The organism is Pararoseomonas baculiformis, from assembly GCF_017813395.1.
Classification (GTDB): Bacteria; Pseudomonadota; Alphaproteobacteria; order Acetobacterales; family Acetobacteraceae; genus Roseomonas; species Roseomonas baculiformis.
The window spans coordinates 157,260-181,070 of record NZ_JAGIZB010000007.1; the positions used below are offsets into that span (position 1 = coordinate 157,260).

The following is a 23,811-nucleotide window of genomic DNA, read 5'->3' on the forward strand; positions in this document are numbered from 1 at the left end:
GTTTCCTCACTGCCAGTTGGGGAAAGCTTCGCGCGGCAGATTGCCGGGCATCGATGGGACGGGGACGCCCAGCGGGCCTGCATCGCGGACTTCCTGGCGGGCATAAGCGTCCTGCAGCCGCAGAACGAAGCCGGCATGCGCATTCCGTGCCGCCTCCTCCAGGCGGAAGCCGGTGCCGATCATCGCCTTGATCTGCACGAACTCGGTAGCTTGCCAGCGCTGCAGGGCTTCGAAGGCCTCCTTCAGTAAGCCCGCCTCGGCCCGCAGGTCGTCCAGCGCCTCCCGCCCTTCCGCGGCGGCCAGGTCGGCGCGCATGGCGGGCAGGAGCGCGGCGATGCGATCGGCGGCGAGGACGGCGTTGACGGCATCGCGCTCCAGGCCCTGAAGCTCCTTGTCGGAGCGGGTCAGCAGGTTCCGCTCGCGCTCCGCCTTGGCGGTGTCGGCCTGCAGGCGAAGGCTGGCCTGCATCTCCTCGGCCGTGGTGATGGCGGTGCGCAGCGTGGCCGCGTCGGCGCCCTTGGGATGGAGGGCGAGGATCTGATCCAGCGTCATGCAGATTTCCTCCATTTCAGCGGCGGCCTGGGCCCAGGATGAGAGCCGCGGCGCGGTCAGCGGGGTCACTGGAGTTGGCGAGATCGCGAACCGGGCCGGTGCCCTGGATGCGCTGCATGGCCGCGATCGTGTCAGGAAGGCCGGTACCCTTCGCAGCTGGCTCGCGCTTCACCTCCTGGCGCATCCGGGGAGGTGCATCGATGGCGCCGCCGTTTAGATGGCCGAAGCAGCTGCCAGCGGGCTGCGGCGCAGAAGGTGTTGCACGGTGCGACTTGGCCGGGGACTTCACCGGGGTCGGTGGTGTCGCTGCTGCCCGGGCTTTGCGGGAAGCATCGGCCGTCTTCGGCTTGTAGAGCAGCAGCCCTTCCGCGGCCGTCTTCGGCTTCGGGCAGAGGCCCATCGCATGTGCCGCGCGGCGGTTCATAACGGCCGGGGTGCTGGCCGAGATCCCGACCAGGCGGGAGAAGAGGGGATCGGTATCGTTCGGCGTGGGTCCGGACTTCGTAAGCTCAGCGAACGTGGCCATGCCGGCCTCCTTTGGCGAATGGGGATGGTGCGGGCTGTGGGTCACACCGCCTGCTCACGCCGCAGCACCTCGCACTCCACGGCATCGAGCCGTTCCAGCGTCAGATGCAGGCGGTCTGTCTCGCGATCGATTTCAGCGATGATGGCGTCCGAGGCATCGGAAAGCAGGAAGTCTTCCCGCCGCCGCGTCAGGGCCAGGATGGTGTCTGAGACGGCGGTACGCTCCACCGAAAGGCGCGCCAAAGCAGAACAAGGTGGAAGCGATAGCAGGGTGGATACGCGGGTCACGGCGACCTCCTTCGACGATAGGAGGATGCCGTCACATCTCTGAAAATACTCCGCTAATTGCTTCGGTGCGTACCGCCGCGCGCGTGTTCAAAGATGTTGACGATCTGCCTCGCGCCTATTGGACGGCGCTCGTTCAGGATGGCGATGCGGTGGATCGCGCCCTGGTAGGTTTCGGTGGTGCACAGCGGCCCGCCGTTCCACTGCCACAACAGGGCGAGGAACCGGCGAAGATCGCGTGCAATCTTCTTGGCTCGATCGCCATCCTCCAGTCCCGGCAGGAAACGTGTCGCCGCGCGGATCGTGTTATCCCGCTGATCCAGTCTCCATTGCTGACAGATGCGCCGCGGTTCCGCCCTCTTCGAGAGGAACACGGCGTCCTCCAAGGGGAGCGCTTCCAGGAGCCGGATCACCCGGGCGTCGTCGTCTCCTTCCAACATCACCGCCGGCCTCCCCGGTGCGCAGCGAAGCCTCGCAGCAGCCCTTCCGCCAGCGGATCCGGCTCGGGCAGTTCGGGCCCGGCCAGGGTGGCGTAGTGGTCGGCCAGGGCGGAGGCTTCGCTGGCATCATGGTTGAGCAGGGCGAGCAGCGCTCCCCGATGCTCGCGCAGCATCTCAACCAGTTCGGCCGGAGGTTCGGCGGCGGCTTCCATCCGGAGCGTGCCCGCGTCGTCCAGGTGGATCCAGACCCCGTGAGCCTCGGCCAAGAGGAGGACGTGAAGGGCCCTCACAGGGGCTCACTCCAGCCCGTCACACCCCCTTCTTCCGTAGAGCCCCCCTCCCGAACCGTCACACCGTCACATCGTTGTTTTTGTTCAATAGCACCCGTCACGCTCGATGCCATGTGTGACGGTTTGGAATTGGCGTAAGTGTCTGTTTTTGCCGACACTGTTGCGGTGTGACGGTCTGAAATCGCGTTTTCGCCCGCCGTGGTCGTCAGATAGCGATTCCAGGCCTCTTCGAAGGCCACTTTGTAGTAGCCCTTTGCCGTGCCCTGTCCCTGCCGGATGGTGCCTGGCCGGACACCAAAGGGACGGAGCGCCCGCGCAAGCTGGGGCGGTGTCATCGGCTTCCCGGCCTTCCACTCCGGCCAGGGGCGCTCCTCCATTTTGTTGAGACGCTCGCAGAGGTCGGCCGAGAACATCTCCTTTGAGGAAGTCTCGGCAAATATGCCCCGGAGATCAGCCAGGAGGAGGGAACCCGTCTCAGCCGTGCCTTCCTCCCTCGCCCGGATGCCGAAGACATCGCAGAGCGCCTTGCGCGCCCGGGAGCGCCACTCGCCGCCGGCATCGTCGGCAATGGCCACCAGGGGCACGGAGACATCTGCCTCGCGATCACCAAGGGCAGCCGGCATCTCGGGATCGGTGGGCAAGTGCGAGCGCCGATCCTGCGCCCATCGAGCCAGTTTGCGCGCCAGGTCGTGCAGGGTCTCACGGGCACCGGGGGACCGCAGACGGGTGACAGTCTCGTGCGCCGCCTTCCGCTGCAGCACGACAGGCAGGGCCCGGTCTTCGAGCGTGCCGGGAAGGCTTCCGATGCCGGCCATCGCGACGGGCGCGAAGGTGGCGAAGCGGATCGGCTGCCATTCGTCTTTCACTTCAACGACGCGAATCACCTGCCCGCTGGCCTCAAAGCCCGAGTTCAGAATCCCCCGCAGCTCCTCATTGTCGGCGACGAAGGTGTCGGCCTCATCGATCAGCAAGGTCAGCGGAGCCAGCGCCTCCACCGTCCGGAACACACCGGAGGGGGAGATGCTGTCAGCCTTCAGAGGCCGGCAGGAAAGCGCCCGTAGTATGTCTAGCAGGATAGACTTGCCGCAGCGCTTCGTTGGACTTGTGACACTGAGCCGGGGCGTGTGCTGGAAGGCCGAATAGACCCAGGTGTGAGCAATCCAGAGCGCCACACAGACGGCAGTGGATTCCTGTAGGATGACGTGGCGGCGGATCGTCGCAGTCAGGTCATCCAGCAGCACAGCCGGCGTGACGCGCTCCGGCCAAGGCTCTATCTCTGGCAGATCCACCCCGCGGCCAGTGGCGCTATCCGGCATAGGGCGCGCCGCTTTCACCTGCTCGTCCAGGGTAGACGCCCGGCAGCCCAGGCGCTCGGCGGCGGCGATGCGCTCGCGGTCGTAATCGAGCGGATCTAGCAGAGCGAGGCGGGCAATCTCGGCCGCATCCATCGCGCGGTCCCGCTCAGACAGGGGCTCTTGTGTGAAGCCGTCCATCAGTGCCCCCTCGCCCGCAGGTTTCCGGTGTCCCCGCGCTGGGCCACAGCCCAGGTGACGATCTTCTCCGCCTCCTCACGCGTCTTGCCTGCCCGCTCCAACGCCCAGCCCAGCGCAGACTTCACCTCGCCCTCGGTCAGCAGCCCGGCATTCACCAGGCGCGCCAAACTCCAGGCTTCTGCAACGGCAGTTGGATGGCGGCTGTCGACGGGCGCGGAGGCCACCTTCACCGTGGCCGCCGTCAGGGCCACCCGAGCGTATCGGCTGCCCTCCCGGGTGTTCGGAGCGGGTGGCGGAGTGATAGGCCGTGCAGGCGGTGCCAGAGCCGCTGCTGAGGGAGGCATGACGGTTGCCCGCCCCTCCACCAGCACCGTGCGGCAGGGCAGCGGATCCACCATGCCGGCCGGAAAGATCGGCGCGGCGGTGTAGATCAGCTGTGCCGGCCGGAAGAGAGACCGATCCACTGGCGCTGCGTGCAGCCACGCCACCAGCTCCCGATGACCCAACGGCCGGCTCAGCCAGAACCACAACCGGAGGCGGGCACCGGGCTTCAGCAGGTGAGAGCCGGTCGCCGCCACGATGTGCTGCGCTCCACGGAAGACGGGAGGAAGCATGCCGATCGCCGCGGCAGCACAGGCTGGCAGATCCCTCGGGTCTGTTCCTTCCGGCAGCGGCAAGCCGTCGAAATCGAGCGGCAGGTACCAGCGCAGCTTCTCCCGCAGGGTCGGTTGGTCGCCGGTCTTCGGATCAGGGTGCACCAGGCGCCGAACACCGCGGGTACGGGACGGGTCGGCGATGGCACCGCGCACTATTGCGCAGTCGGTGCGGTGCTGCAGGTCAGTGAGCACACCCGCCACATCTGAGAGGGCGGCCACTGGCCGCTCCTCCATGTCATGACGAAAGGCGCTGTCGTAGCCATCCACCTCGCCGTCAGGGCGGATCCGTTTAGCTAGGCGCTTACGGTGTGCATGGAGGATGGTGAGGGTGTCGGCGGTCATTGGGCGCCCTCCCCGCTGGACAGCACGTCCCTCAAAGCCTGTGTGAGGCCATAGCTGTCGGTTGTCGCCATCTCCAGCAGCTGCTTCAGCACCGGGATCAGAACAGGCCCGTGCTCGTCCCTCCAGAGCGCGAGCGTGTTCCGGAACTGCTGTTGCCGATGCTCGCGCTCTACCTTCTGCTGAGCCCACTCGGCTTCGCGTTGCTCGCGCTCGCGGGTGCGGTTCTGGCGCGAGCGCTGCACAACCTTCTGAGCCTCCTGCTCAGTCCTGCCAGGCTTTGCCGCAACGAGGCGCTTAACCTCTCGCGCCTCCGCTTTCGCGACCTCAATCCGGTGCGCAATCACTTCGGCTTCAGGCAGCGGTCCTGCTGCCGCAGCAGTCACTACCTCCTGCACTACAGAAGCCGGCGTGGCGGGCGAGGCCAAGGCATAGATGACTTTGGCGGGCAAATGCGAAACGGGTTCGGGTTTGCCCTCCAGCCACCGGGCCGCCGTCATGTAGTTTTGAGCGGTGCGGGCATTCATCCCGAGCTCACTCTCCACCCACTGCATGAAGCTGCCGTGCGGGATCACCTCCTTTGCAGCGAGCAGGTGTTTTCCAATCAGGCGAACATGCCGGGCGGCAATTCGATTGATAGCCTTGGCCGCGGCCTGGGCCTGCTGCGCCAATTCGCTGGACAGCGTTGAGTAGTCGAACGGGAACACGCCACGCTCTTCTAGGACGGCAAGGGATGAAGTCGTCATCACCGCGTGGCCTCCCAATCGCGCCCAGTCAGAACATGTCGGCTCCGGTCGGCGGAGTGCTGCACCATCGCGTCGATCGGGATCACACGCTGGCCACAGAGCCGGGCGGGCGTGACGGGTTTAAGCCAGTCGGCTTCGATCCACCGGCGGCGGAAATGGGTGTTGCAGTCAGGATCGGATTGACGTGCGAAGTCAGCAGCAGATTTTGCCATTGGGGTCCTCGCGAAGTTCGGGGACCGCGAAAGGGACTGGCAACGGCAACAGAAGGTCGCTATATCGAGGGTGCACAGTGACCTCGAACAAGCGTTTCTGCAGCCTGCCCGGTGTGTCCCACCGCGGCAGGTTGTTTCGTTTTAGGCCGCGACCTGCGCCAGCTCGGCGGCGCGGTGCGCAAAAGAACGGCTGGCCAGCCATTCATCAGTCTTCTGCGGGTCGTACGCGACACGACGCGCACCCACGCGGATGTACGGCGGACCATTCCCGTCCGCGCGCCAGCGCTGGAGCGTCCGCGGCGAGACGTTGATGCGCCGAGCCTCGGCCGCCTCGTCCAGATACTGCTTCGTTTGAGCGGTCATCGGTTGCCTTCTCGTCACAGTGGCCGCCAGTGGCGACGAGAGGGACACTGCTCTTGCGAGGGCTGTACAAATACGACCGTGCCTGGAGGTGAGGTTCTGACCTGTCGGAACCTATAGGGTAGGTTCGGACCCCTAACCTTCGCCGCGAAGTTTGCGACCGCGGCGGAGCCGGCGCCGCATGCTTGGCTGTTCCTCTATGCCAAGCTCGTCCATCATGGCCTTCAGCGCCGCGCCCGCGCTGCCATGCTGTCGGCGAAGTTCCGAGAACCGGGCCACATCCCGCATGACCTCTTCGGCAGATTCGAAGGCGGCGAACGCGTTGAAACCCGGTCGAGTAAGCTCCAGAGCGTTCGGAGTTAGTTTCATAGCGTCCTGCGGTGAGAGGCCAGGAGCGCGCTCGTCCCGGTAGTCTATGCCGCGGGCGAGCCGCCAAAGCCGCCAAGCTGTCTGATACAGGTAGTCCGCGCACCAAGCCGGAACAGCGCGAGCGGGCGGAGGATCCTTCTGTGCTTCGTCTGTCGGGCGCAGCTGATAAATTAAGGCTGTCCAGACGAAGAGCGGGTTGGCTTCGGCTTCGTAGGCATCTTGCAGGTTGAGGGTAACACTCTCCGCTACGGCGTCGGGGCCGACGATGTCGCGCGACACGGTTCTCATTTGCAGCGCCTCCGCAGCGCACCCCGCGTGAAAGCGGCGGGGCAGCAGGCGCGGAGGGCCTGCGTTCGGGGATCAGCCTAGCCCCGCCGATGGGGATTGTAGCAGGCGCAGCCGAGGGCGCGAGGGAGGGCGGAGCGCCCTCCCCTTTTGTGATCAGGACCATGTGCCCACCGCCAGCAACAGCACCAGGGGCAGCAGCCATAGCGGGATGCCGCAGCGCGACACCGTGACGGCCAGGGTCATGGCGCCAGCAGCGATCACGCCGGGTATGGCAAGCCACATGGGGAGGAAGCCGCTCATGTCCTCGCCCTCCGCATCATCATGCGCACCGCGGCGGCCGACATGCCGAGCCGCTCCGCCACGTGCTGTATCTCGCAGCCCTCCGCGAGCATGGCCCGCGCCACCTTCACCCGCCGGGGTGTCTCCGGATCAGGCGGGCGCTTCCGGTGCTGAGACCGCAGCCCCGCGCGCCTGGCGCGCATCCGGGCCGCGTCACGGTCGAGCCCCAGGACGTTCCCGAGCGTGCGGTAGGTCGCGCCCCTGGCAAGGATGGCGGCCATGGCGTCCTGACGGCTCATAGCGCCGCATCCCACGCCGCCACCTCGGCCTTCATGGCGCTGATCGCCCGCTCTAGGGTGGGGATTGCTCTTCTGGTCCTCTCGATATTCTCGGCCGGCGTCGGCTCTTGGATTTCCGGGGCGGGTCTAGCGGCCATGGCCGCCGCGGAAGCTTCCCTCCTGCGCAGAAGCCCCTCAGAACGAGCCGCATATTCCCGCACGACCTCATCCCCGGCGAGCCGGGCCAGCAGGGTGAAGGCGATCCGCTGAGCGCCGTCGTCGTCCCAGAAGCCTGGCGCCTGCCCCTCAAAACAGAGCAGCGCCACGCGGGCCATCGCAGCCATCCCTTCCGGGGTTTGCGGCTCGGCCTCCGTCACCAAGTCCTGCACCGCACAGTATTCGGGCCAATTGCTTGTCTCATCGAGATCGAGCAGTGCCTCGGGCCCGGTGCGGTTCTCCATTGCCGCCTCCAGTTCCAGATACCGCGCGCAGGCGCGGATCAGCTCGGCATCCGGGGAGGGCGCAGCCAGGGCGAGAGGAGGCGCGCCAAGGGCAGCGAGACCGCCAAGGACGCCTCGGCGGGTGGTCCGGGTCATGCTCCCCCCCTCCCCAGCAGATCCTCGACCAGGGACACGGCCAGCCATTCCTGGGGAACGTTGAACCGGTCGCAGGCAGTCCGATGGTCGCTCAGAACCCACCAGCGCACCGCCTCGGCCTTCGCGCGTAGGCCCTCAGGCGTGCGGGCCGGCATCCTGGCCGCGCGCTCCACCAGATCCTGCCATGGCTGCCGGCAGGCGAAGTCAGCGAAGGTTTTGGCAGTGAGAGGCTGTGCGTCCTCCTCGCGGCACAGTCTTCTTGCCTCGTCCAGCAGGGCGATAAGTTCGCCGTCCAGCTCGGCCGCCTTCGCCGCTCCGGCAGCCGAGGCGGCCATCATCGTCAGGGTTGCGGCACAGGCGCCCCGCAGGACGGCCCGGCGGTTCCTCGGAGTGCGGCGGGTCATGCGCGCGTCCTCCTTGCTGCCCGCTCAGCGTCTTCAATCCGACCGCTGAGGGTGGTGAGCTGCTCTTGCAGCCGGCTGGCCACCCACTCCACCGCGTTCACCGCGCGGTCGCGCTCCGGGCCTTCGGCGCGGAAGTTCTCGTGCAGGAGCAGCATCGAGATCGCGATAACCCCGAGCTCCGCGTCGATCACGTCCCGGTAGAAGCCCTCCAGTTGCTGCGCACTCATCCCAGGGCCCTCCCCAGCAGCCCGCGCAGGTTGGACGGCACGGGCTCGCCGGCCAGGCGGTAGGCGGCACGCATTTCGGCGCGGGTGGGGCGGTGGACCACGACAGGGCGCACCCAGGCGGGCGCGAGGGTCACGGGCTGGGCGGAAGCCTCGTCCGGCTCCGGCTCGCCCTCGGTGTCGGGCTCCATGTCCGTCAGGGGAGCGTCAGCTGCATTCAGGAACGCGATCAGCAGGTCGGCCCGGTCCAGAAGGGTCCGGATCTCGGCGGAGATCCGGGCGCGGGTCTGCAGGTCAATTGTTATGGCAGCCGGGGGTCTTCTTCTCGGCTCGGCCGCAGATGGGTGATCGGCTCTTCTGTCCTGGCCCTCGGCGGGAAGGGGCACTCTTCTGCACGTGGGTATGGTATGGGCGTGCGTAGTCATCGCCGGCTGATCCCTTCAGCTGGTGGTGATTAGGCCGGGCGGCGGTGCTGGTAACACCTCGCTCGGCCGCGTTCCTTGTGGAACGGCATACTATATGCCATGGTGCCGCTATGGGCGCAAGTGCAAATGACACACGATATGCCATTTCAGCGGGGCAGGTTCGGGCAGCGCGCGCGCTGATTGGCTGGACGCGGGATCAGCTTGCCGTTGCGAGTGAGGTTCCGATGCGAACGCTGGCCCGACTGGAGACAGGCGATGGAACCCCTCAGCGTCGCACCCTCGCCGCCATCCGCGCCGCCTTAGAGGCAGCGGGCGTCGAGTTCATAGCCGAAAATGGCGGCGGCGCAGGCGTCCGGCTGCGGAAAGGCGCGGTGTGACCTCGGGCAGAGGCGTTCGGCTTCAGGGTCAGGAAGGTAACCCGGGAACTGCCGTCGTTCAGCGAGGGACTGCTATTGCGCGGGTCAGAACAGAGCCAGCTTAGGCGGGGCTAGTCCATGCGTGCGGATGCAGTTCAGACTTCAGCAGATTTCCCAATGAGAACCATTCCATGGCTCCGGGTTCGGCAACACTCCGTCCTATCGCTCTCACCTGTCCAAGATGCGGCGGGGCGATGAGCGAGGACGAGGCGACGGAGAACCCTTCTTATCTCTGTCATATCGGCCATGCCTTCTCGATCAGCGAGATGCACGTCCAGCAAATGCATTTGGTTGACCGAACACTTTCCGCCGCTTGGCGGGCACTCAATGAGCGCGCCGAGTTTTGCCGGTGTGTCATGCGTGACGCCGAAGCAAATGGGGACCGCGCTGCGGTTGCGAGGTGGACGGAGTTACAGCACGAGGTCAAACTAAAGGCCGAGGTGATGCGCGGCCTTATCCAGCGCGGCTGGGCGGATCTGAGCACCGACAGCGAAGGCGAGCCGTGAGGCTGTCCAGGAGACAGTGGGAAGGCACGCAGCTGTCTCAGGAGTGGTTGGTATGCCAGCGCGCGGCGAGAGATAGCTTCACCTCATCTGAGAATGCGAGCGGGGCACATGGCCGGTACATCGATCTTAACGGCAGCAACCCACCCGGAGGAGATGCGGGCCGAGGTGGAGCTGCGCGTTGGCAATGCCAGCCTCCGCACCACGGCCCGAACTACGCCTGCGGGCCTAGTGACAGCAGGCCTGTTTGTCTCAGCCGTCCTGCTGTCCACCGCAGCGCTTGTCCTGGCGGCGCGGCGGATCTGACCGGCCCGAGATCGGGTTTAGTACTGGCTGCGAACTGGCGCCAGAACACCGCTCGTCAGCTTGAAGTCGAGCACCGGGTTGCTGCCATTGCTGATGAGGTAGCGATAGCCAGGGAATGAAGCCAAGACCTTCCCGGTGCAGTTCTGTTGCTCCATCTGCTGCGCAACAACGGTCCCGTAGACGGCAATGTGGACAGTCTGAAACAGCTCTGCATGAGGAATGAACCGTCGATTGTAGTTCACGAGGCAGTACGTCTGGGTCTTGCTGGGCTGCCCGTGGCTTTCGAATAGGACGGTGAACCGAATGGACTTGGTCGTGCTGTTGACGAGGATCAGGTCCGCCGACGCAGGCGAGATGGCGCCTAGTGCAACGGCCACACCGAGGGAAAGAGCAGTGAGCAGGCGCATGGCTGTCGATCTCATCCGCGGCAGCTGACCGCCAGCCCGCGGCGGAGAGGATGCCCTGCTGCTCTGGCGGGTGAGAAGCCTGGCGGAGTTTATTGCATCGATCGGCGCCACCTATGAGCCCGCGCCCAGCCAGTCCAGTAGAACGGAAGCGGGCCGCACCCGCGGGCGAGCGCGGCCCTGACCGCTGAGCCCGTAGGGGGCGAGGACGGCTGCCGGCGAGAGTAAGCCGCGCCTCGGGCAACCTCAAGCCCGCGCCCGACATGCGAGACGTGTCTCAGGGCTTGGGTATCGGCACGAGAGCATCGTTCACATAAGCACTGACGATACCCAGGTCGCGCACGCGCTCCGGTGAGAGCACCACCTGATCCGGGCCGTCCACAGTCTCGTATTCGATGAGAAAGCAGATGCGGCTGGTCGAGAGCCCCTCATCCACCGGAGCAAGCGACTTGAGCCGGGCCATACCGGGCGGCATCGGTGCGCGTGTCAGATACATGTCGCGTCGCAGGCTCCTGTGCTGCCACTTCCTTTGAGCTCGCGGCTTTTGGCGACAGGGCTGCGCATGCGCATCGTCAGTTCTGGGTATGCACTGCCCCGTGATCGGCCGGCTTCCTTGGACTCGAATAACGGTCTGGGAGGGCACCAGCGTGTTGTCCAGATGGCCAACGCTGATGTGCCATAGAGCAAGCTTCTGGAGGCCACACAACGGCACCCGTGTACCTAACTGCACCACTGGCACGAGGCGCTGCAGACTGCCGCGACTTAGCTTGGCCGGCCGCGTTAGTCCGTGCACGGCCGGAGGCTATCGCAATGCCTATGTTCTTCTTCGACCTCAGTAATGGGGAGCAAAGGCTGGGCGATGACGAAGGGACAGATATGCCCAGCACCGCCGAGGCGCGGCGCGAGGGGCTACGCGCCCTGTTAGAGATAGCCCGCTTCCATCTGCGCGACAGAGAAACCGGCGCGCTCTCGATGGTAGTGCGCGACAAGGCGGGACAGGTCATCTCGGAGCATCATCTCAGTCTGGAAACCCGCTCCTAGTGACAAGGCCACCCCCACTCAGGACTGGGCACGGCTGGAGGAGCAGCCGGCCCAGTCGCCTGAGCTAGGGTGCTGCCGCGGTGCTTCCAGCGCAAAAAGAAGCCCGGCGGGATCCCTTCCGCCGGGCGAGACACTCAGGGGTTACATGGAAGTGACCTGCGCCTCTCTAGTCGAGAGACGCGGCCCAAGAACGCGCGCGGATCCGCCCGGGTTGCCCGCCGAGGCTAACCCCGCCCAGGAGTGCTTCGCCTGGGGTGACAAGGGAACAGGACGGCCGGGATTAATCCACAGAATTGATCATGGCTCTCCGGTCCGCCTTCGTTAGGGTCTATCCACCAGAACGCGTGGCCAGTTTGGTTCGCGGGCTAGGCCGAGCTCAAGATCGTCGACGGGTGCGGCGCTGGAAGCTGTGATGGGCTAGCGGCGCGCGACCAGCCGGGGGCCCTGTCGAGGAGACCCGGCGTCGCTCTCGGTCCCGCTTGTTGGTCCAGCTGAAGTCCAGGCGTCACGGGCCTCCATCCTCTGAAGGAGACGATGGATTTCGAAGACAGCCGCAGCCAGACCCGCGCCTGCGGCGGTGACCACAAAGCCGATTGCCGCGCCTGCGAGGCTAAACAGGACAGCCGATCCAGTTGTGTCATAGACCAAAGGACTGAAAGCAAAAGCAAAGTAGACGGCGCGCCCGGCGAACCAGCCCAAAAGGGCGCCGCAGACCACGGCTACCCAGAGACCCGCTCGGGCTATCGCGATGATGATGCTCATATCGAGATCGTGCCGATTTCCCGATGAGACGGCAAGGCGCTCTCGCAGATGAGGCGCTTAGGGGTATCCAGCGGCGGCCGGCCACGGCGCACCGCCTTGTCCCCCGCGCGGATCTCGGTCCAGCTAGAGAACTCACGCGTCGGAAGTGCCCTAGCGTCGCTGGACGCCTCTGTACTGCTTGTCCGAATTGATGCCCCGCCTGGTCGCTGAAGTTTTGACCTTGGCAACGAGCACAGCAGACGGTAACGGCTGCACTCTGATCGACGCTGTGCGGGGCTAGACTTGTGCGTAATCTTAGACTGGACAGCCTTCGCGGTATTGCAGCTCTTTGTGTTCTTCTGCATCACGCACTCCACATAAGCAACGCTGGATTGGAGTCACGACTACTAGCCCCATCGATCTACGATATTGCCCCGTCCGATCTTCTAGGGCGCATCATTGTCATGGCCACGAACGGCGGAATGGCGGTGTGGATCTTCTTCGTTCTAAGCGGCGCTGTACTGATGGCGTCCCTCCTTCGCGAGGAGCGGTTCACCCTTGCAACGGTCGTGAATTTTACAGGGCGACGAGTATTTCGCATTTACCCGGCGCTGATCGTAGCTGTTGTCGCATTCGGGGCAGCTAGCCATCTCCAGCTGCCGGCCGGCTACTCGCAGCCGTTTACAGTGTCAGAAATCTTGGAGAATTCGCTACTCGTTTCTAGCACCGTTAACGGCGGCACATGGACCCTGCAAACCGAGATGCTGATGGTGCCATTACTACTGGCTATCGGGTGGCTCACGAGCTTGTTCGGTTTGCTAGTGCCTGTTGCGTTCCTGTTCTGGGCGCCGACTACGTTGATTCTGGGTTCTCCGTTTGGCTCGCCTCTGCTCACGATAGCGCTTCCTGCCTTCGCGCTTGGGATGTTGGTGCCGACCCGGATGGCTGAAGATGCCTTCAAGCAACTGCCTCGATGGTCCTGGCTGTTGTTTCTTGGAGCAATGGTGGGAGCACGTGTCTATTTTTCTATAAACAGCTTGCTCGGCATATTGGTTATTCTCTTTCTGGCGTTTTGTGGGATTGCTTCTCTGTACCATGGTAAAGAGCGGAAGCACCCGTTTGACCACCCGTGGCTCGTTTTTCTAGGCAGGGTCAGCTACAGCGTCTATCTGCTGCACGTTATGGTTGTTTGGGGGCTTTTCTCGGTTTACGCAAATCTCATTGGCGCAAGCCGCATCGCGGAATCTTACTTGCTGTTTGGCGGCCTCTTCGCCATCGGAGCGGCTGCAATAACCATCCCGCTTTCCTACTTGCTTGAACGATACGTTGAGCGCCCGTTCATCATGCTGGGTCAGCGCCTTTTCGCTAAGCGAGTGGCAGAACCCGTATCCAGCAGACTGGCCGCTCCGTAGAATTCAATTTCGAACCGGTTGAGCTTTTCTACATTGCTCTAACCCATGGCCTGAGTTGGCGAGGTAGTTCCGGCACTCGGCTAGTGTGGAGGTGTCAAGCAAGGGACGGATGGTGGTCCAGAGCGCCTCTCGGTGCGGGCCGCGGCATTTTTTTGCAAACGCCGCACCCCAAGGGCTAAAGCCGCTCTGCGGGTCAGTCCCGTCGCCTGCCCCTTCGGGGGTCCGGTTATGGTCCCCGTAGAAATACGGGCTCCAGTTGAAGGGGACCCCCCTTCGAGAGCCGGCCGTGGCCTCCTCGTCGCCGGGGATGTGTTCGAGAGGCGTCCTACTCCTGGTGCCCTGTCCACGCAGCCGCACCTGAGCTGAAGACCTATTCCTGGCCCTGCCTTCTGCTCGGTGCGATGGTGCAAAGAAGCGAGGGGAGGACCAACGGGTGCCAAAGGTCAGAGTGGAGCGCGATGGGCGGGTTGCCCACTACGAGGTCGTCGCGGACGAGGTGGTCTTCTCCGACGTGCAGGGCCGCGTGACGATGCGCCTTCCTGCCGATCCGGAAGCAGCGTTCGCGAAGCTCGATATGGTTGATGACGGCCCGGGCGATGCCAAGCGCTGCTTCGCCGGCTGCCGAGCTGCCGCCAAGCACAGCCCGGGGAGCCTGTGGGAGTGCCTCGCGCTCTGCTCCACCATTGTCATAGGCTAACGGGACAGGGGCGAGAGCAGAAATCTGAATGATTGGTGCCCCGGAGAACTTAATCCCCCCCTTCGGCGCCTGCAGCTCAAGTCGGCAAGTTCTACCTTTTTCAGCCATCCCTGTCCCGACTGTCCCGACGCCGTCCCGACCAGTCGGGACGCGAAAAGCCCAGCAAAATAAGGCCGTCCCGACCGTCCCGACTGTCCCGACCGGAAAACAGAAGGGTGGGGTAAAAATGAACGTTTTGGGCGAGGGTTAAGGGGGCTAGATCCCCTCCTGTCGCCGGAGTGGCACTACCTCGGCGCCGTACTCCTTCCCCTGCAGCGCGGCCGCCAGCATCTCACCCCAGAGGGTCATGGCCTTGACCTGCTCGGGCCACCGCTGGGCGCGCTGATAGATCCCTGGGACGCCACCGCGGGTCGCACAGAACCTAGTTCCGGGGTTTTTGCCGGTTTCAGACCGTCACACCGTAACTTCCCTCCAAAAAACAACAAGTTAGCGCTCTTTCAAACCGTCACAACCGCTCCAGTGTGTGACGGTGAGAATCCAATGAAATCAACGATGTGACGGTGTGACGGATTGAAAACCCCTCTCTAGGAGAGAAGGGTATGTGACGGGTCTCAACCACCCTTCTGGCTCGTCCTCCTGGATCCGATGGGAACCACCTTCGGCGAGGTGCTCCTACCCTCCCCGCACGCCACGAGGTGAGCCGCCCAGGCCTCCAGCGCGGCCTTCCGCTCCGCCTGGAACTGGGCCCGCTGATAGATCGCGGCGACGCCCTGGATGGCGCCCTGCACATGATTGAGCAGGCGATCGGCGACGTGGGGCGGGAATCCTGCATCTGCCAGCCAAGTCACGCCGCTCCGGCGGAAGTCATGCATGCGCCAGTCCGGGAGGGGCTGGGGCGGTTCCATCCCAGCCTTCTTGGCGGCTTCAGCGCGCTCTGCCTCTACCCGCTTCACGAGTTGCCGCTTGATGAAGGAGAAGGCCGTCAGCTTGTCGCCGTCCAGAGTGGCGAAAACCAAGTCCTCGGCCTTGCCGCGCTCCAGGCCCTCCAGCACCGCCTGAGCTGCCGGCGCCAGGTGAACCGAGTGGGGCTCGCCGTTCTTGGTGCGGGCGCCAGGCTGGATCCAGGTAGCCAGATCCCCGGACACCTCGCCCCACTTCATCCCTGCCACCTCGTCCCGGCGAGCCAGGGTCAGCATGAGAAAGCGCACGAACAGCCCCGCAGGCGCCGGCAGGGCACAGGCTGCACGCCAGATCAGCCCCAGTTCCGGAGCAGTCAGGACACGCTCCCTGGCCGTCTCCTGGCCAGGGGCAGGCAAGCCCTCAAACGGATTCGCCTCCAGCATTCCCCTGCCCTGGGCCCAGCCGAACATCGCCCGCGCATAGGCCAGCACTCGGCGAGCCGAGACAGGCCCTCCTCGGTTCACGGCACCGTCGATGGCTTTCACAGCTTGGGCCCGCGTCACCGATACGGCCGGAGCCTCCAGCAGGTCGGGCAGGTGCCTTCGGAGACGAGCGGGGGCATCAGCTCGATAGGACGCGCGCCGATGCACCAAGTGGAGCCGGTCCCAGTCTTCGATCAGGCGAGAGACCGTGAAGGCATCGGCCTTGGCCTGTTCCGATGCCCTTCGCTCGGCAGCCACAGCTTCCAGCTTGGCCGTCCGCTGCTCACCCCAGGGATCTCCCCCGCTCACCACGGTGCCGCGGTGCTTCTCTGCGAGGCTGCGCGCCTTGGCGGTGGTGACCTCCCCGAAGACGCCGAGCGGCATCCGGCGCTTCCGGCCGGCCACGCTGTATTGGAACAGGAAGGTGCGCCGCCCTGTCGCCTCGACCCGCACGCCGAAGCCCCGCTGCGCCGCGTCAAAGACCAGCACGTCCTTCTTCCCAGCCGGACAGGTCAGCTGGGCCACACTCCGGTCATCCAGGCGGACAGGGCCGCCCTCAATCTGCGGACCTTTTGCGGACCCTTTTGCTTGGCGAGCCATGGCAACTCCTGTCGGCGGGCACAGGATGTCTGCCGTCGTTAGGCCTGCAAATCCAGACGTTTCGAGGGGTCCGCAGGAGCGCCTGTCAGTCCATGGCGGCTGCTGGCGAGCTAGTTCCTAGGTTTCCTAATCCCGGGGCCGTGGGTTCGAATCCCGCCGGGGACACCATCAACAGGCCTCAGCATCCCTTAATGGCAGGTTCCGGGCCTCGCCCGCACCAGCTTTGGAGCTGAGGATGCTCGGTTGAAAGGCTCACGCGTCCTCGGCGACGAGCATGCGCCTTTCAGCAGAGCATCGCGGCCTACAGGCTAAAGAGGCGACGAATGCCTCCGTGCAGATGCTCCGTCATGGCTGCACGGGCCGCCGCCTCATCCCCGGCCGCGATAGCCACCTCTATGCGGGCGTGTTCGCCCGCGATCTCAGCCTGCCGGTCCGCCGGTGGCCGGCCAGACAATTCGCGGGTCAGGCGGATGCCGGCGATCATCTGCTCCCGGAACGCCTCCAGCGTTGCGATGAAGAAGCGATTTCCACTGGCTTCCGCAATGGCCTGGTGGAACGCGACATCGGCTTCCAGGCCGCGCTGGCCGGCATCGGCCTCCGCCTCCAGCCGCCAGCGGGCCTGACGGATGGCCTCGATGGCCAGGGGGTCGGCGCGGCGTGCGGCATGCGCGGCCACTTCGCTTTCCACGCTGCAGCGGAACTCCAGGAAGGCGCGCATATCCGGAACGCTGCGCAGCGGGCCGAAGCTGAACCCGACCGGGCGGGTGGGCTCGCGCACATAGCTGCCCGATCCCTTGCGCGAGACGATGTGGCCCTCTGCCCTCAGCCGCGCCAGCGCCTGCCGCAATACGGGGCGCGAGACGGCAAAGCGGCGGGCGAGTTCGATCTCCGGCGGCAGGCGTGAGTCGCGCGGAAAGCTCTCGGACCCGAGCAGGTCCCGCAGCCGGTCATAGGTCTCATCGCCCAGGGGTCGCGAGCGCGCGTTGTGCATGGACGTCTCCGTGCCAGCGGGTCGGCACTTCGCGCAAATGCTGTCATATCTGTCAAGTAAATCGGCTTTGGAATTGACAGATCTGGCACATGCCGGAAACCTGTCATCCACCAAGAAGAATGATCGAGGAAACGGCGCCATGACCCGTTTGGGGTTGATCCTGGCCGCGTTGCTCTATGCTTCCAGCGCGGCCGCGCAATTGCCTGACCGCACGGTGCGGATCGTGGTGCCCTTTCCGCCAGGCGGCACCAGCGACATCGTCGCGCGCATCCTGGCCGCCGGCGTGGCACCGCACCTGCCGCAAGGCGCCGTGGTGGAGAACAAGGCAGGCGCGGCCGGCAATATCGGCACGGCGGAAGTGGCGCGGGCGCAGCCGGACGGCACCACGCTCATCCAGTGCACCATCGGCACCTGTGCGGCGAACCCCTTCCTCTATGCGCGCACGGGCTATGACCTTGAACGCTCCTTCACGCCGGTGATCCTGACCGGCGCCGTAAGGAACGTTGTTTCCGTGCGCAAGGATTTGCCGGTGCGCAACCTGCAGGAGCTGGTCGCGCTCGCCCGCGCACGGCCGGGTACGCTCAGCTTCGGCTCATCGGGTGTCGGCGCCTCCAACCATCTCGCGCCGGAACTTCTGCGGGGGCTGCTGAAAATCGACTGGACCCATGTCCCCTATCGCGGCAGCGGTCCCGCCATCACCGATCTTGTCGCCGGGCGGATCGATGTGTTCTTCGACAACCTGCCCTCGATCCTGCCGCAGATCCGTGCAGGCACGGTGCGCGCCCTGGCCGTCGTCTCGGCTGAGCGGCTGCCCGAGTTGCCGGAGGTCCCGAGCTTCGCGGAGGCTGGCCTGCCGGAGCTTCCGCGCGGCCTCGTGATCGATAGCTGGTTCGGCTTCCTCGCCCCGGCAGGCACGCCCCCCGCCACGGTCGCCGCGCTCAACTCGGCGTTCAACCGAGCGCTCGCGGATCCATCCGTCCGTCAGCGTCTCCAGGACGCGGCGGTTGTTCCCCTGGGGGGCCCGCCCGAACGCATGGCCGAGCACATGCGCGGCGAGGCCGCCCGCTGGGGCGAGGTCATCCGCACCAACAGCATCAGTGCCGAATAGGAGTTCCCCCGCTTGTCCAGGATTACGCGCCTCCGCACCATCCGCATTGCGGAACGGCCCAATCTTATCTGGCTGGAGATCGAGACTGACGAGGGGCTGGTCGGCCTTGGTGAGTCTTTCCGCGGCGCGCATGCTGTGGAGGCGGTGATCCACGAGACCGTGGCTCCCTTCCTTCTCGGCCGTGACTCCCGGCGGATCGAGGCTATCTCGCGCCATCTGATGACACCTTACCTCGGCTTCCACAGCGCGAGCGCCGAGGTGCGGGCGGCGAGTGCGGTGGATCTCGCCCTGTGGGACCTGGCCGGGCAGCGCCATGGCATCCCGGTTCACGAGGCCCTCGGGGGAGCGGTGCGGACAGAGGTGCGCGCCTACAACACCTGCGCTGGCTACGCCTATAACAGCGGGCTCAGCGCTGGCGGTGGACGGCGGGCCGTCGCGGCGGGGGAAGCGATGCGCGGCCCCTATGACGACCAGATCGCCTTCATGTCCGATGCCGGCAAGCTGGCGGAAAGCCTGCTGTCCGAAGGCTACACCGCCATGAAGATCTGGCCACTGGACGAGTATGCGACGGCCAGCGGCGGCCATCTCATCACGCTTGAGGACCTCAAGGCCGGGCTCGAGCCGTTCCGTAAGATCCGGCAGGCAGTGGGCGACAGGATCGAGGTGATGGCCGAGTTGCACAGCCTCTGGTCCGCCCACGCCGCCATCCGCATCTGCCGCGCACTTGAAGATTTAGGCGTTTTCTGGGCCGAGGATCCCATCGCCAAGATGGATGACGCCCGCGCCCTGGCCGATCTGCGGCGGCAGACGCGCACGCCGATCTGCGGTAGCGAGACGCTGGGCGGTTCCGTGCCCTTCCGGGACCTGCTGGCTGCGGACGCGCTGGACATCGTCATGCTCGATCTCGCCTGGTGCGGCGGGCTGACGGAAGGCCGCAAGATCGCGGCCCTGGCCGAAGCCTACGCCAAGCCGATTGCCCCGCATGACTGCACGGGGCCGGTCACGCTGATGGCCGGGCTGCACCTCGCCCTGCATGCCCCGACCGCCATTTTCCAGGAAGTGGTGCGCGCCACGCTGGCCACCTGGTACCGCGAACTGGTCACGGATCTTCCCGTGCTGCGCCATGGCATGGTCCAGGCCCCCACGGCACCGGGGCTTGGAACCAAGCTGCAGGATTCGGTGCGGACGCGGCCAGATGCCGTGATCCGTGAGAGCACCCCGGGTTGAGCCGCGCAAACGGAGAGAGAGCCATGAACCGCCGAACCTTTCTCGCCACGGGCGTGGGCGCGCTCGCGACGCCCTGGCTCGCCAGGGCACAGGGTACCTGGCCTTCGCGGCCGGTGACCATCATCGTGCCCTTCACCCCCGGCAGTTCCTCGGACATCATCGCGCGCGCCATGGCGCAGCAGATGCAGCAGGCGCAGGGCCGCCCCTTCACGGTAGAGAACCGGCCAGGCGCCACGGGTGAAGTGGGCGCGCGCTTCGTGATCCGCTCGGCCCCGGATGGCTACACGCTGATGCACGCCCCCATCAGCACCTGGGCCATCAATGTCGCGCTGCGGCCAAACCTCGCCTACGACCCCGTCGCCCAGCTCACGCGCATCACCCAGACCGTGCGGACACCCAATGTCCTGGTGGTGAACCCGCAGCTGCCGGTGGCGGATCTGGCCGGCCTGATCGACTGGATGAAGCGCAACGCCGCCACCGCCTCCTATCCATCTTCCGGCGTGGGCGCCTCGGATCACCTGACGGGAGAGATGTTCAAGCTCGCGACAGGGACGGAGATGGCTCATGTGCCGTATTCCGGGGGCGGCCCGGCGATGACGAGCGTGATCGCCGGAACGACGCAGATTTCCTTCCAGAACCTCGGGGCTGTCATTCCCCACATCCAGGATGGAAGGCTGCGCCCGATCCTCATCACCGCCGCCGAGCGCAGCCCCGTGCTGCCCAACCTGCCCACCGCCGTGGAACTGGGGCTGCGCGATTTCGTGGTCTATTCCTGGCAAGGCTTCGGCGGCCCGGCGGGGATGGCCCCTGCCCTGCTGTCCCAGGTGCATGAGGCCGCGGTGGCCGCGCTTCGCAGCCCTGCGGTCGCGCCGCGGCTGACGGAAATGGGCTTCGATGTCGTCGCCAGCAGCCCGCAGGAATTTGCTTCCTTTCAGGAGGCGGAGATCGAGCGCTGGCGCCATGTGGTGAAGGCCGGCCGGATCACGGCGGAATGAGTGAGGCACGATGCTGATCCGGATTATCGGCGCGCATGCCCCTCAGGCGCCGCGGCTGCGTGCCCTGATGGGCGCGGACCATGAGGTGCAGCCCCTGGAGCATCTGCCGGAGGAAGGACCGATCCGCGCCGAGGTGCTCATCACCAACCGCGTGACGGCACAGGAGGCGGCCCGGCTCGAATGCCGCCTCCTGCAGGTTCCCGGTGCCGGGCTGGATGGCATCGCCTTGGAGGCGCTGCCACGGGGCTGCGCCGTCTCAAACGTCTTCGAGCATGAAATTCCCATGGCCGAATACGTGCTCTTCGCCGTCCTGGAGCATGTGCTTCAGCTCGATGCCTTGCCGACGCAGCTGGATGCGAGGAGCTGGCCGGCCGCGCAGCGGAACCGGCCTTTCCACGGTGAGGCCTGCGGCCGGACCATGACCCTGGTGGGCTTCGGCCATATCGGACGGGCGGTCGCCTCCCGCGCGCGGGCGCTGGGGATGCGGATCATAGCCGTGACACGTCGCGGCCAGCCGGATCCGGCGGCGGATCACAGCCTCCCCGTCGCGCGGCTGCGGGACGTGCTGCCCGAGACCGACGTGCTCGTCCTGTGCTGCCCGTTGGACGAGAGCACCCGCGGCCTGATCGGCGAGGCAGAGCTGGCGGCGATGAAGCGCTCCGCCCTGCTGGTGAACGTGGCGCGGGCGGAGGTGGTGGACGAGGAAGCGCTTTTCGGAGCACTTCGGGATCGCCGTATCGCGCGCGCCGCCATCGATGTCTGGTACCGCTATCCCCGGCCAGGCGAGGCCGAGTGCCCGCCTTCCCGCTTCCCCTTCCATGAGCTGCCGAACCTCCGCGCCACGCCGCATATTTCAGGCTGGACAGAGGGGCTGATGGAGCGGCGCTACATCTTCATCGCCGAGAACATCCGGCGATTGGCCGGAGGGATGCCGTTGGAGAACCTGGTGCACCACGCAGGGTAGCGGCGGCGGGAAGCCGCATGGGCCGGCGGCAATGGATACCGCAGCAAGGGGGCGCGTCCCCGGGGCGAGGAAGGGAATGGAACCGGTGCTGATCGAGGCGGAGCGGCTGCGTGCCGAAGTGGATCGGATCCTGCGCGGCGCGGGTAGCAGCGTTGAGGAGGCGGCGATCGTTGCCGATCACCTGATCGAGTCCAACTTGCGCGGCCATGACAGCCACGGCGTCGGGGTGCTGCCTGCCTATGTCCGCAACATCGGCGCTGGCCGCCTGCAACCGAACCGCCATGCTGAGTTCGTGCGGCGTGATTCGACCGTCGCGGTGGTGGATGGCGGCATGGGCTTCGGCCAGGTCGTCGCTCGGGAGGCGACGGACTGGGCCATCGATGCATCCAGGGCGAACGGGCTTGCCCTGCTGGCCCTCCGCAATGTCCACCATATCGGCCGAGTCGGCAGTTATGGCGAGCAGGCGGCAGCGGCCGGGCTCATCATGCTCGCCTTCGTCAATGGCATCTCGGGTGCGCCGCGCGTGGCGCCTCATGGCGGGCGGGAGCCGCGCACGGGCACGAACCCGATCTGCATTGCCGTGCCGCATGGTGACACGCCCATCGTGCTGGACTTCGCCACCAGCCGCATCGCGTTGAACAAGGTGCGCGTCGCGCGCAATGAGGGCCGGCATGTCGCGCCCGGCTCCATCATCACCCATGAGGGCCAGCCATCCACCGATCCGGATGTGCTGTACGGGGACGGGCCGCGCGGCGCGCTCCTGGCGTTCGGGGAGCACAAGGGCTCCGGGCTTTCGCTGATCTGTGAGTTGCTGGGCGGCGCGTTGGCCGGCGGAGGCGCCGCGCAACGCGCCAACGCCGCGGATCCGGCCATCATCAACGGCATGACAGCCATCGTGATCGATCCCGGCAAGGTCGTTGACCTGCCCTGGTTCGCACAGGAGGTGGAGGCGGTGGTCGCGCATATGAAGACCGCAGCCCCTATCGATCCGGACAGGCCGGTGATGGTGGCGGGCGATCCTGAGCGTGCCAGCCGCCGCAAGCGTCTCGCCGAGGGCATTCCCGTGGACGCCACGACATGGCGCGAGATCGGGAAGGCGGCGGCAAGCGTGGGGGTCGCGCTGGAGGCCGCCTGAGGAGACCTGCAAGGGCTGCGCGGCGCGCGGCCCGAACGAAGCGGCGAAACAGCCGCATGGGAGGAAGGACATGAACAGGATGAATCGGCGGTCCGGAGGGCTCACCCGGCGGGGATTGGGAGCGGCGGCCCTCGGCAGTGTTCTTTCGGCACCGGCCCTCGCCCAGCGCGCATGGCCCCTGGAGCGCCCGATCGAGGTGGTGGTGCCCTTCGCCCCCGGGGGCGGCAGTGACATCCTCGCGCGCGCCACCCTTCCCCATGTGCAGAAGCGGCTGCCCGGCGCGAATTTCGTCATCTCCAACCGCCCCGGCGCCTCCGGGCAGACGGGCAACGAATTCGTCTTCAATGCCCGGCCGGATGGCTACCTTCTCACGGTGGTGACCTCCCCCACGCTGGTCACCATCCCGATCGAGCGCCCCGCCCGGTACAGGGTGGGCGAGTTCAGCTTCATCGCGAATGTGGTGGACGATCCGGGCGGGATCTGGGTCCGCCCCGCCTCGCCCTATCGCAGCCTTGCCGACCTGCTGGAGGCGGCGCGCACCAGGCCGGAGGGCGTGTCCTACGGCACCACGGGGGTCGGTTCGGATGACCACCTCCTGATGCTCGACATCGCGCAGAAGGTGCCGGGCACGCGCTTCGTCCACATTCCTTTCAACAGTTCCGCGCCCCTGCAGACCGCGGTGATGGGCGGCCACCTCGATTTCGGCTCCTTCAACATGAGCGAGGGCTATGAGGGGCTGAGTGACGGCCGCTTCCGCTGCCTGGCCCAAGCCGGTGCCCAGCGCTGGGGCAAGGCGTCGGGGGTGCCGACCCTGCAGGAGGCCGGAGTGGCTCTTTCGGGCGGCGGCGCCCAGCGCGGCATCTGCGGCCCGCCAGGCCTGCCCGCCGAGATCCATGGCCGGCTCGTGGAGGCCTTCCGCACGGCCCTGGCGGACCCGGCTTTCCTGGCGGAGGCGGACCGGCTGGGCATGCCGATCCGCTCGATTGTCGGGGACGAGTACCGCGCCTTCACGCTGGCCCGGGAAGCGGAGTTCCGGAAATTGTGGGCGGAGAAGCCCTGGCGCGAGGGGTAAGGCTCCGGGCCGCTCCCGGCCGCCCCCTCGACGGGGTGCCGCGGCAGCCTGTAATC

The 23,811-nt window shown here is 66.1% G+C and carries 32 protein-coding genes; 12 read left to right on the plus strand and 20 right to left on the minus strand.

The window, feature by feature from the left end; genetic code table 11:
- Positions 1-6: 6 nt before the first annotated feature.
- The 16 genes from J8J14_RS09500 to J8J14_RS09575 form a co-directional block, all read right to left on the minus strand.
- The gene (locus J8J14_RS09500; RefSeq protein WP_209379254.1) at positions 7-552 is read right to left on the minus strand and encodes a hypothetical protein; all 546 of its coding nucleotides are present in this window, start codon (positions 550-552) and stop codon (positions 7-9) included.
- Positions 553-568: 16 nt separating this feature from the next.
- The gene (locus tag J8J14_RS09505; RefSeq protein WP_209379255.1) at positions 569-1,078 is read right to left on the minus strand and encodes a hypothetical protein; all 510 of its coding nucleotides are present in this window, start codon (positions 1,076-1,078) and stop codon (positions 569-571) included.
- A 41-nt stretch (positions 1,079-1,119) separates the two neighbouring features.
- Entirely contained in the window at positions 1,120-1,365 is a 246-nt protein-coding gene (locus J8J14_RS09510) for a hypothetical protein (RefSeq protein ID WP_209379256.1), read from the minus strand.
- Between the two features lie 53 nt (positions 1,366-1,418).
- Positions 1,419-1,802 (minus strand): hypothetical protein, encoded by a 384-nt coding sequence (locus J8J14_RS09515; RefSeq protein ID WP_209379257.1) that lies wholly within the window; start codon positions 1,800-1,802, stop codon positions 1,419-1,421.
- A complete protein-coding gene (locus J8J14_RS09520; protein ID WP_209379258.1) occupies positions 1,802-2,092 on the minus strand; it encodes a hypothetical protein in 291 nt (96 codons plus the stop codon). The genes J8J14_RS09515 and J8J14_RS09520 overlap by 1 nt, the downstream gene beginning before the upstream one ends.
- Positions 2,089-3,585 (minus strand): DUF3631 domain-containing protein, encoded by a 1,497-nt coding sequence (locus J8J14_RS09525; RefSeq protein WP_209379259.1) that lies wholly within the window; start codon positions 3,583-3,585, stop codon positions 2,089-2,091. Before J8J14_RS09525 ends, J8J14_RS09520 begins: the two co-directional genes overlap by 4 nt.
- Positions 3,585-4,583: a hypothetical protein gene (locus J8J14_RS09530; RefSeq protein WP_209379260.1), complete on the minus strand. Its 999-nt coding sequence runs from the start codon at positions 4,581-4,583 to the stop codon at positions 3,585-3,587. Before J8J14_RS09530 ends, J8J14_RS09525 begins: the two co-directional genes overlap by 1 nt.
- Positions 4,580-5,326, minus strand: coding sequence for a DUF3102 domain-containing protein (locus J8J14_RS09535; protein WP_209379261.1), 747 nt, complete (start codon positions 5,324-5,326; stop codon positions 4,580-4,582). The genes J8J14_RS09530 and J8J14_RS09535 overlap by 4 nt, the downstream gene beginning before the upstream one ends.
- A gap of 353 nt (positions 5,327-5,679) precedes the next feature.
- Positions 5,680-5,901, minus strand: coding sequence for a helix-turn-helix transcriptional regulator (locus J8J14_RS09540; protein WP_209379262.1), 222 nt, complete (start codon positions 5,899-5,901; stop codon positions 5,680-5,682).
- A 132-nt stretch (positions 5,902-6,033) separates the two neighbouring features.
- The gene (locus J8J14_RS09545) at positions 6,034-6,555 is read right to left on the minus strand and encodes a hypothetical protein (RefSeq protein ID WP_209379263.1); all 522 of its coding nucleotides are present in this window, start codon (positions 6,553-6,555) and stop codon (positions 6,034-6,036) included.
- A 153-nt stretch (positions 6,556-6,708) separates the two neighbouring features.
- Positions 6,709-6,855 (minus strand): hypothetical protein, encoded by a 147-nt coding sequence (locus J8J14_RS09550; protein ID WP_209379264.1) that lies wholly within the window; start codon positions 6,853-6,855, stop codon positions 6,709-6,711.
- On the minus strand, positions 6,852-7,133 hold the full coding sequence (locus tag J8J14_RS09555) for a hypothetical protein (protein WP_209379265.1): 282 nt from the start codon (positions 7,131-7,133) through the stop codon (positions 6,852-6,854). The genes J8J14_RS09550 and J8J14_RS09555 overlap by 4 nt, the downstream gene beginning before the upstream one ends.
- Entirely contained in the window at positions 7,130-7,708 is a 579-nt protein-coding gene (locus J8J14_RS09560) for a hypothetical protein (protein WP_209379266.1), read from the minus strand. The genes J8J14_RS09555 and J8J14_RS09560 overlap by 4 nt, the downstream gene beginning before the upstream one ends.
- Positions 7,705-8,112, minus strand: coding sequence for a hypothetical protein (locus tag J8J14_RS09565; protein ID WP_209379267.1), 408 nt, complete (start codon positions 8,110-8,112; stop codon positions 7,705-7,707). Before J8J14_RS09565 ends, J8J14_RS09560 begins: the two co-directional genes overlap by 4 nt.
- Complete coding sequence (locus tag J8J14_RS09570; protein ID WP_209379268.1) at positions 8,109-8,339, minus strand: hypothetical protein; 231 nt, start codon at positions 8,337-8,339, stop codon at positions 8,109-8,111. Before J8J14_RS09570 ends, J8J14_RS09565 begins: the two co-directional genes overlap by 4 nt.
- Complete coding sequence (locus J8J14_RS09575) at positions 8,336-8,722, minus strand: hypothetical protein (protein ID WP_209379269.1); 387 nt, start codon at positions 8,720-8,722, stop codon at positions 8,336-8,338. Before J8J14_RS09575 ends, J8J14_RS09570 begins: the two co-directional genes overlap by 4 nt.
- Before the next feature lie 149 nt (positions 8,723-8,871).
- Between J8J14_RS09575 and J8J14_RS09580 the strand changes: the two genes are divergently transcribed.
- Positions 8,872-9,138 carry a helix-turn-helix domain-containing protein gene (locus J8J14_RS09580; protein ID WP_209379270.1) on the plus strand — a complete coding sequence of 89 codons (267 nt, stop codon included), beginning with the start codon at positions 8,872-8,874 and terminating at the stop codon, positions 9,136-9,138.
- Between the two features lie 233 nt (positions 9,139-9,371).
- On the plus strand, positions 9,372-9,683 hold the full coding sequence (locus J8J14_RS09585) for a hypothetical protein (RefSeq protein ID WP_209379271.1): 312 nt from the start codon (positions 9,372-9,374) through the stop codon (positions 9,681-9,683).
- A gap of 320 nt (positions 9,684-10,003) precedes the next feature.
- Here the strand turns inward: J8J14_RS09585 and J8J14_RS09590 are convergent, their stop codons facing one another.
- Positions 10,004-10,393, minus strand: coding sequence for a hypothetical protein (locus tag J8J14_RS09590; RefSeq protein ID WP_209379272.1), 390 nt, complete (start codon positions 10,391-10,393; stop codon positions 10,004-10,006).
- 274 nt (positions 10,394-10,667) lie between these two features.
- Positions 10,668-10,886: a hypothetical protein gene (locus tag J8J14_RS09595; RefSeq protein ID WP_209379273.1), complete on the minus strand. Its 219-nt coding sequence runs from the start codon at positions 10,884-10,886 to the stop codon at positions 10,668-10,670.
- Between the two features lie 320 nt (positions 10,887-11,206).
- On the opposite strand from J8J14_RS09595, the gene J8J14_RS09600 reads away from it, so the two are divergent.
- The 4 genes from J8J14_RS09600 to J8J14_RS09615 all read left to right on the plus strand — a co-directional run bounded on the left by J8J14_RS09600 (position 11,207) and on the right by J8J14_RS09615 (position 14,281).
- Positions 11,207-11,431: a DUF6894 family protein gene (locus J8J14_RS09600; protein WP_209379274.1), complete on the plus strand. Its 225-nt coding sequence runs from the start codon at positions 11,207-11,209 to the stop codon at positions 11,429-11,431.
- 534 nt (positions 11,432-11,965) lie between these two features.
- Positions 11,966-12,220 carry a hypothetical protein gene (locus J8J14_RS09605; protein ID WP_209379275.1) on the plus strand — a complete coding sequence of 85 codons (255 nt, stop codon included), beginning with the start codon at positions 11,966-11,968 and terminating at the stop codon, positions 12,218-12,220.
- A gap of 257 nt (positions 12,221-12,477) precedes the next feature.
- Positions 12,478-13,584 (plus strand): acyltransferase family protein, encoded by a 1,107-nt coding sequence (locus tag J8J14_RS09610; RefSeq protein WP_209379276.1) that lies wholly within the window; start codon positions 12,478-12,480, stop codon positions 13,582-13,584.
- 433 nt (positions 13,585-14,017) lie between these two features.
- The gene (locus tag J8J14_RS09615) at positions 14,018-14,281 is read left to right on the plus strand and encodes a hypothetical protein (RefSeq protein ID WP_209379277.1); all 264 of its coding nucleotides are present in this window, start codon (positions 14,018-14,020) and stop codon (positions 14,279-14,281) included.
- Positions 14,282-14,892: 611 nt separating this feature from the next.
- Here J8J14_RS09615 and J8J14_RS09620 read toward each other — a convergent pair.
- On the minus strand, positions 14,893-16,188 hold the full coding sequence (locus J8J14_RS09620) for a tyrosine-type recombinase/integrase (RefSeq protein WP_342452422.1): 1,296 nt from the start codon (positions 16,186-16,188) through the stop codon (positions 14,893-14,895).
- 376 nt (positions 16,189-16,564) lie between these two features.
- Positions 16,565-17,254, minus strand: a complete 690-nt coding sequence (locus tag J8J14_RS09625) for a FadR/GntR family transcriptional regulator (protein WP_209379279.1) — start codon at positions 17,252-17,254, stop codon at positions 16,565-16,567.
- A 139-nt stretch (positions 17,255-17,393) separates the two neighbouring features.
- Between J8J14_RS09625 and J8J14_RS09630 the strand changes: the two genes are divergently transcribed.
- The 6 genes from J8J14_RS09630 (at position 17,394) to J8J14_RS09655 (ending at position 23,755) form a co-directional block, all read left to right on the plus strand.
- Positions 17,394-18,362, plus strand: a complete 969-nt coding sequence (locus J8J14_RS09630) for a Bug family tripartite tricarboxylate transporter substrate binding protein (RefSeq protein ID WP_209379280.1) — start codon at positions 17,394-17,396, stop codon at positions 18,360-18,362.
- Between the two features lie 12 nt (positions 18,363-18,374).
- Positions 18,375-19,589 carry a mandelate racemase/muconate lactonizing enzyme family protein gene (locus tag J8J14_RS09635; RefSeq protein ID WP_209379281.1) on the plus strand — a complete coding sequence of 405 codons (1,215 nt, stop codon included), beginning with the start codon at positions 18,375-18,377 and terminating at the stop codon, positions 19,587-19,589.
- A gap of 23 nt (positions 19,590-19,612) precedes the next feature.
- Complete coding sequence (locus J8J14_RS09640) at positions 19,613-20,584, plus strand: Bug family tripartite tricarboxylate transporter substrate binding protein (RefSeq protein ID WP_209379282.1); 972 nt, start codon at positions 19,613-19,615, stop codon at positions 20,582-20,584.
- Between the two features lie 10 nt (positions 20,585-20,594).
- Positions 20,595-21,548 carry a 2-hydroxyacid dehydrogenase gene (locus J8J14_RS09645; RefSeq protein ID WP_209379283.1) on the plus strand — a complete coding sequence of 318 codons (954 nt, stop codon included), beginning with the start codon at positions 20,595-20,597 and terminating at the stop codon, positions 21,546-21,548.
- A gap of 76 nt (positions 21,549-21,624) precedes the next feature.
- Positions 21,625-22,683, plus strand: a complete 1,059-nt coding sequence (locus J8J14_RS09650; RefSeq protein WP_209379284.1) for a malate/lactate/ureidoglycolate dehydrogenase — start codon at positions 21,625-21,627, stop codon at positions 22,681-22,683.
- A gap of 70 nt (positions 22,684-22,753) precedes the next feature.
- On the plus strand, positions 22,754-23,755 hold the full coding sequence (locus tag J8J14_RS09655; RefSeq protein ID WP_245215606.1) for a Bug family tripartite tricarboxylate transporter substrate binding protein: 1,002 nt from the start codon (positions 22,754-22,756) through the stop codon (positions 23,753-23,755).
- Positions 23,756-23,811 lie beyond the last annotated feature (56 nt).

Excerpts from the sequence above, each read along its gene's own strand:
- J8J14_RS09500 (WP_209379254.1), bottom strand. The coding sequence starts at position 552 with ATGACGCTGGATCAGATCCTCGCCCTCCATCCCAAGGGCGCCGACGCG.
- J8J14_RS09505 (WP_209379255.1), bottom strand. The coding sequence starts at position 1,078 with ATGGCCACGTTCGCTGAGCTTACGAAGTCCGGACCCACGCCGAACGAT.
- J8J14_RS09515 (WP_209379257.1), bottom strand. The coding sequence starts at position 1,802 with ATGTTGGAAGGAGACGACGACGCCCGGGTGATCCGGCTCCTGGAAGCG.
- J8J14_RS09525 (WP_209379259.1), bottom strand. The coding sequence starts at position 3,585 with ATGGACGGCTTCACACAAGAGCCCCTGTCTGAGCGGGACCGCGCGATG.
- J8J14_RS09530 (WP_209379260.1), bottom strand. The coding sequence starts at position 4,583 with ATGACCGCCGACACCCTCACCATCCTCCATGCACACCGTAAGCGCCTA.
- J8J14_RS09535 (WP_209379261.1), bottom strand. The coding sequence starts at position 5,326 with ATGACGACTTCATCCCTTGCCGTCCTAGAAGAGCGTGGCGTGTTCCCG.
- J8J14_RS09540 (WP_209379262.1), bottom strand. The coding sequence starts at position 5,901 with ATGACCGCTCAAACGAAGCAGTATCTGGACGAGGCGGCCGAGGCTCGG.
- J8J14_RS09545 (WP_209379263.1), bottom strand. The coding sequence starts at position 6,555 with ATGAGAACCGTGTCGCGCGACATCGTCGGCCCCGACGCCGTAGCGGAG.
- J8J14_RS09550 (WP_209379264.1), bottom strand. The coding sequence starts at position 6,855 with ATGAGCGGCTTCCTCCCCATGTGGCTTGCCATACCCGGCGTGATCGCT.
- J8J14_RS09555 (WP_209379265.1), bottom strand. The coding sequence starts at position 7,133 with ATGAGCCGTCAGGACGCCATGGCCGCCATCCTTGCCAGGGGCGCGACC.
- J8J14_RS09560 (WP_209379266.1), bottom strand. The coding sequence starts at position 7,708 with ATGACCCGGACCACCCGCCGAGGCGTCCTTGGCGGTCTCGCTGCCCTT.
- J8J14_RS09565 (WP_209379267.1), bottom strand. The coding sequence starts at position 8,112 with ATGACCCGCCGCACTCCGAGGAACCGCCGGGCCGTCCTGCGGGGCGCC.
- J8J14_RS09570 (WP_209379268.1), bottom strand. The coding sequence starts at position 8,339 with ATGAGTGCGCAGCAACTGGAGGGCTTCTACCGGGACGTGATCGACGCG.
- J8J14_RS09580 (WP_209379270.1), top strand. The coding sequence starts at position 8,872 with ATGGGCGCAAGTGCAAATGACACACGATATGCCATTTCAGCGGGGCAG.
- J8J14_RS09585 (WP_209379271.1), top strand. The coding sequence starts at position 9,372 with ATGAGCGAGGACGAGGCGACGGAGAACCCTTCTTATCTCTGTCATATC.
- J8J14_RS09590 (WP_209379272.1), bottom strand. The coding sequence starts at position 10,393 with ATGCGCCTGCTCACTGCTCTTTCCCTCGGTGTGGCCGTTGCACTAGGC.
- J8J14_RS09595 (WP_209379273.1), bottom strand. The coding sequence starts at position 10,886 with ATGTATCTGACACGCGCACCGATGCCGCCCGGTATGGCCCGGCTCAAG.
- J8J14_RS09600 (WP_209379274.1), top strand. The coding sequence starts at position 11,207 with ATGTTCTTCTTCGACCTCAGTAATGGGGAGCAAAGGCTGGGCGATGAC.
- J8J14_RS09605 (WP_209379275.1), top strand. The coding sequence starts at position 11,966 with ATGGATTTCGAAGACAGCCGCAGCCAGACCCGCGCCTGCGGCGGTGAC.
- J8J14_RS09625 (WP_209379279.1), bottom strand. The coding sequence starts at position 17,254 with ATGCACAACGCGCGCTCGCGACCCCTGGGCGATGAGACCTATGACCGG.
- J8J14_RS09630 (WP_209379280.1), top strand. The coding sequence starts at position 17,394 with ATGACCCGTTTGGGGTTGATCCTGGCCGCGTTGCTCTATGCTTCCAGC.
- J8J14_RS09640 (WP_209379282.1), top strand. The coding sequence starts at position 19,613 with ATGAACCGCCGAACCTTTCTCGCCACGGGCGTGGGCGCGCTCGCGACG.
- J8J14_RS09645 (WP_209379283.1), top strand. The coding sequence starts at position 20,595 with ATGCTGATCCGGATTATCGGCGCGCATGCCCCTCAGGCGCCGCGGCTG.
- J8J14_RS09650 (WP_209379284.1), top strand. The coding sequence starts at position 21,625 with ATGGAACCGGTGCTGATCGAGGCGGAGCGGCTGCGTGCCGAAGTGGAT.
- J8J14_RS09655 (WP_245215606.1), top strand. The coding sequence starts at position 22,754 with ATGAACAGGATGAATCGGCGGTCCGGAGGGCTCACCCGGCGGGGATTG.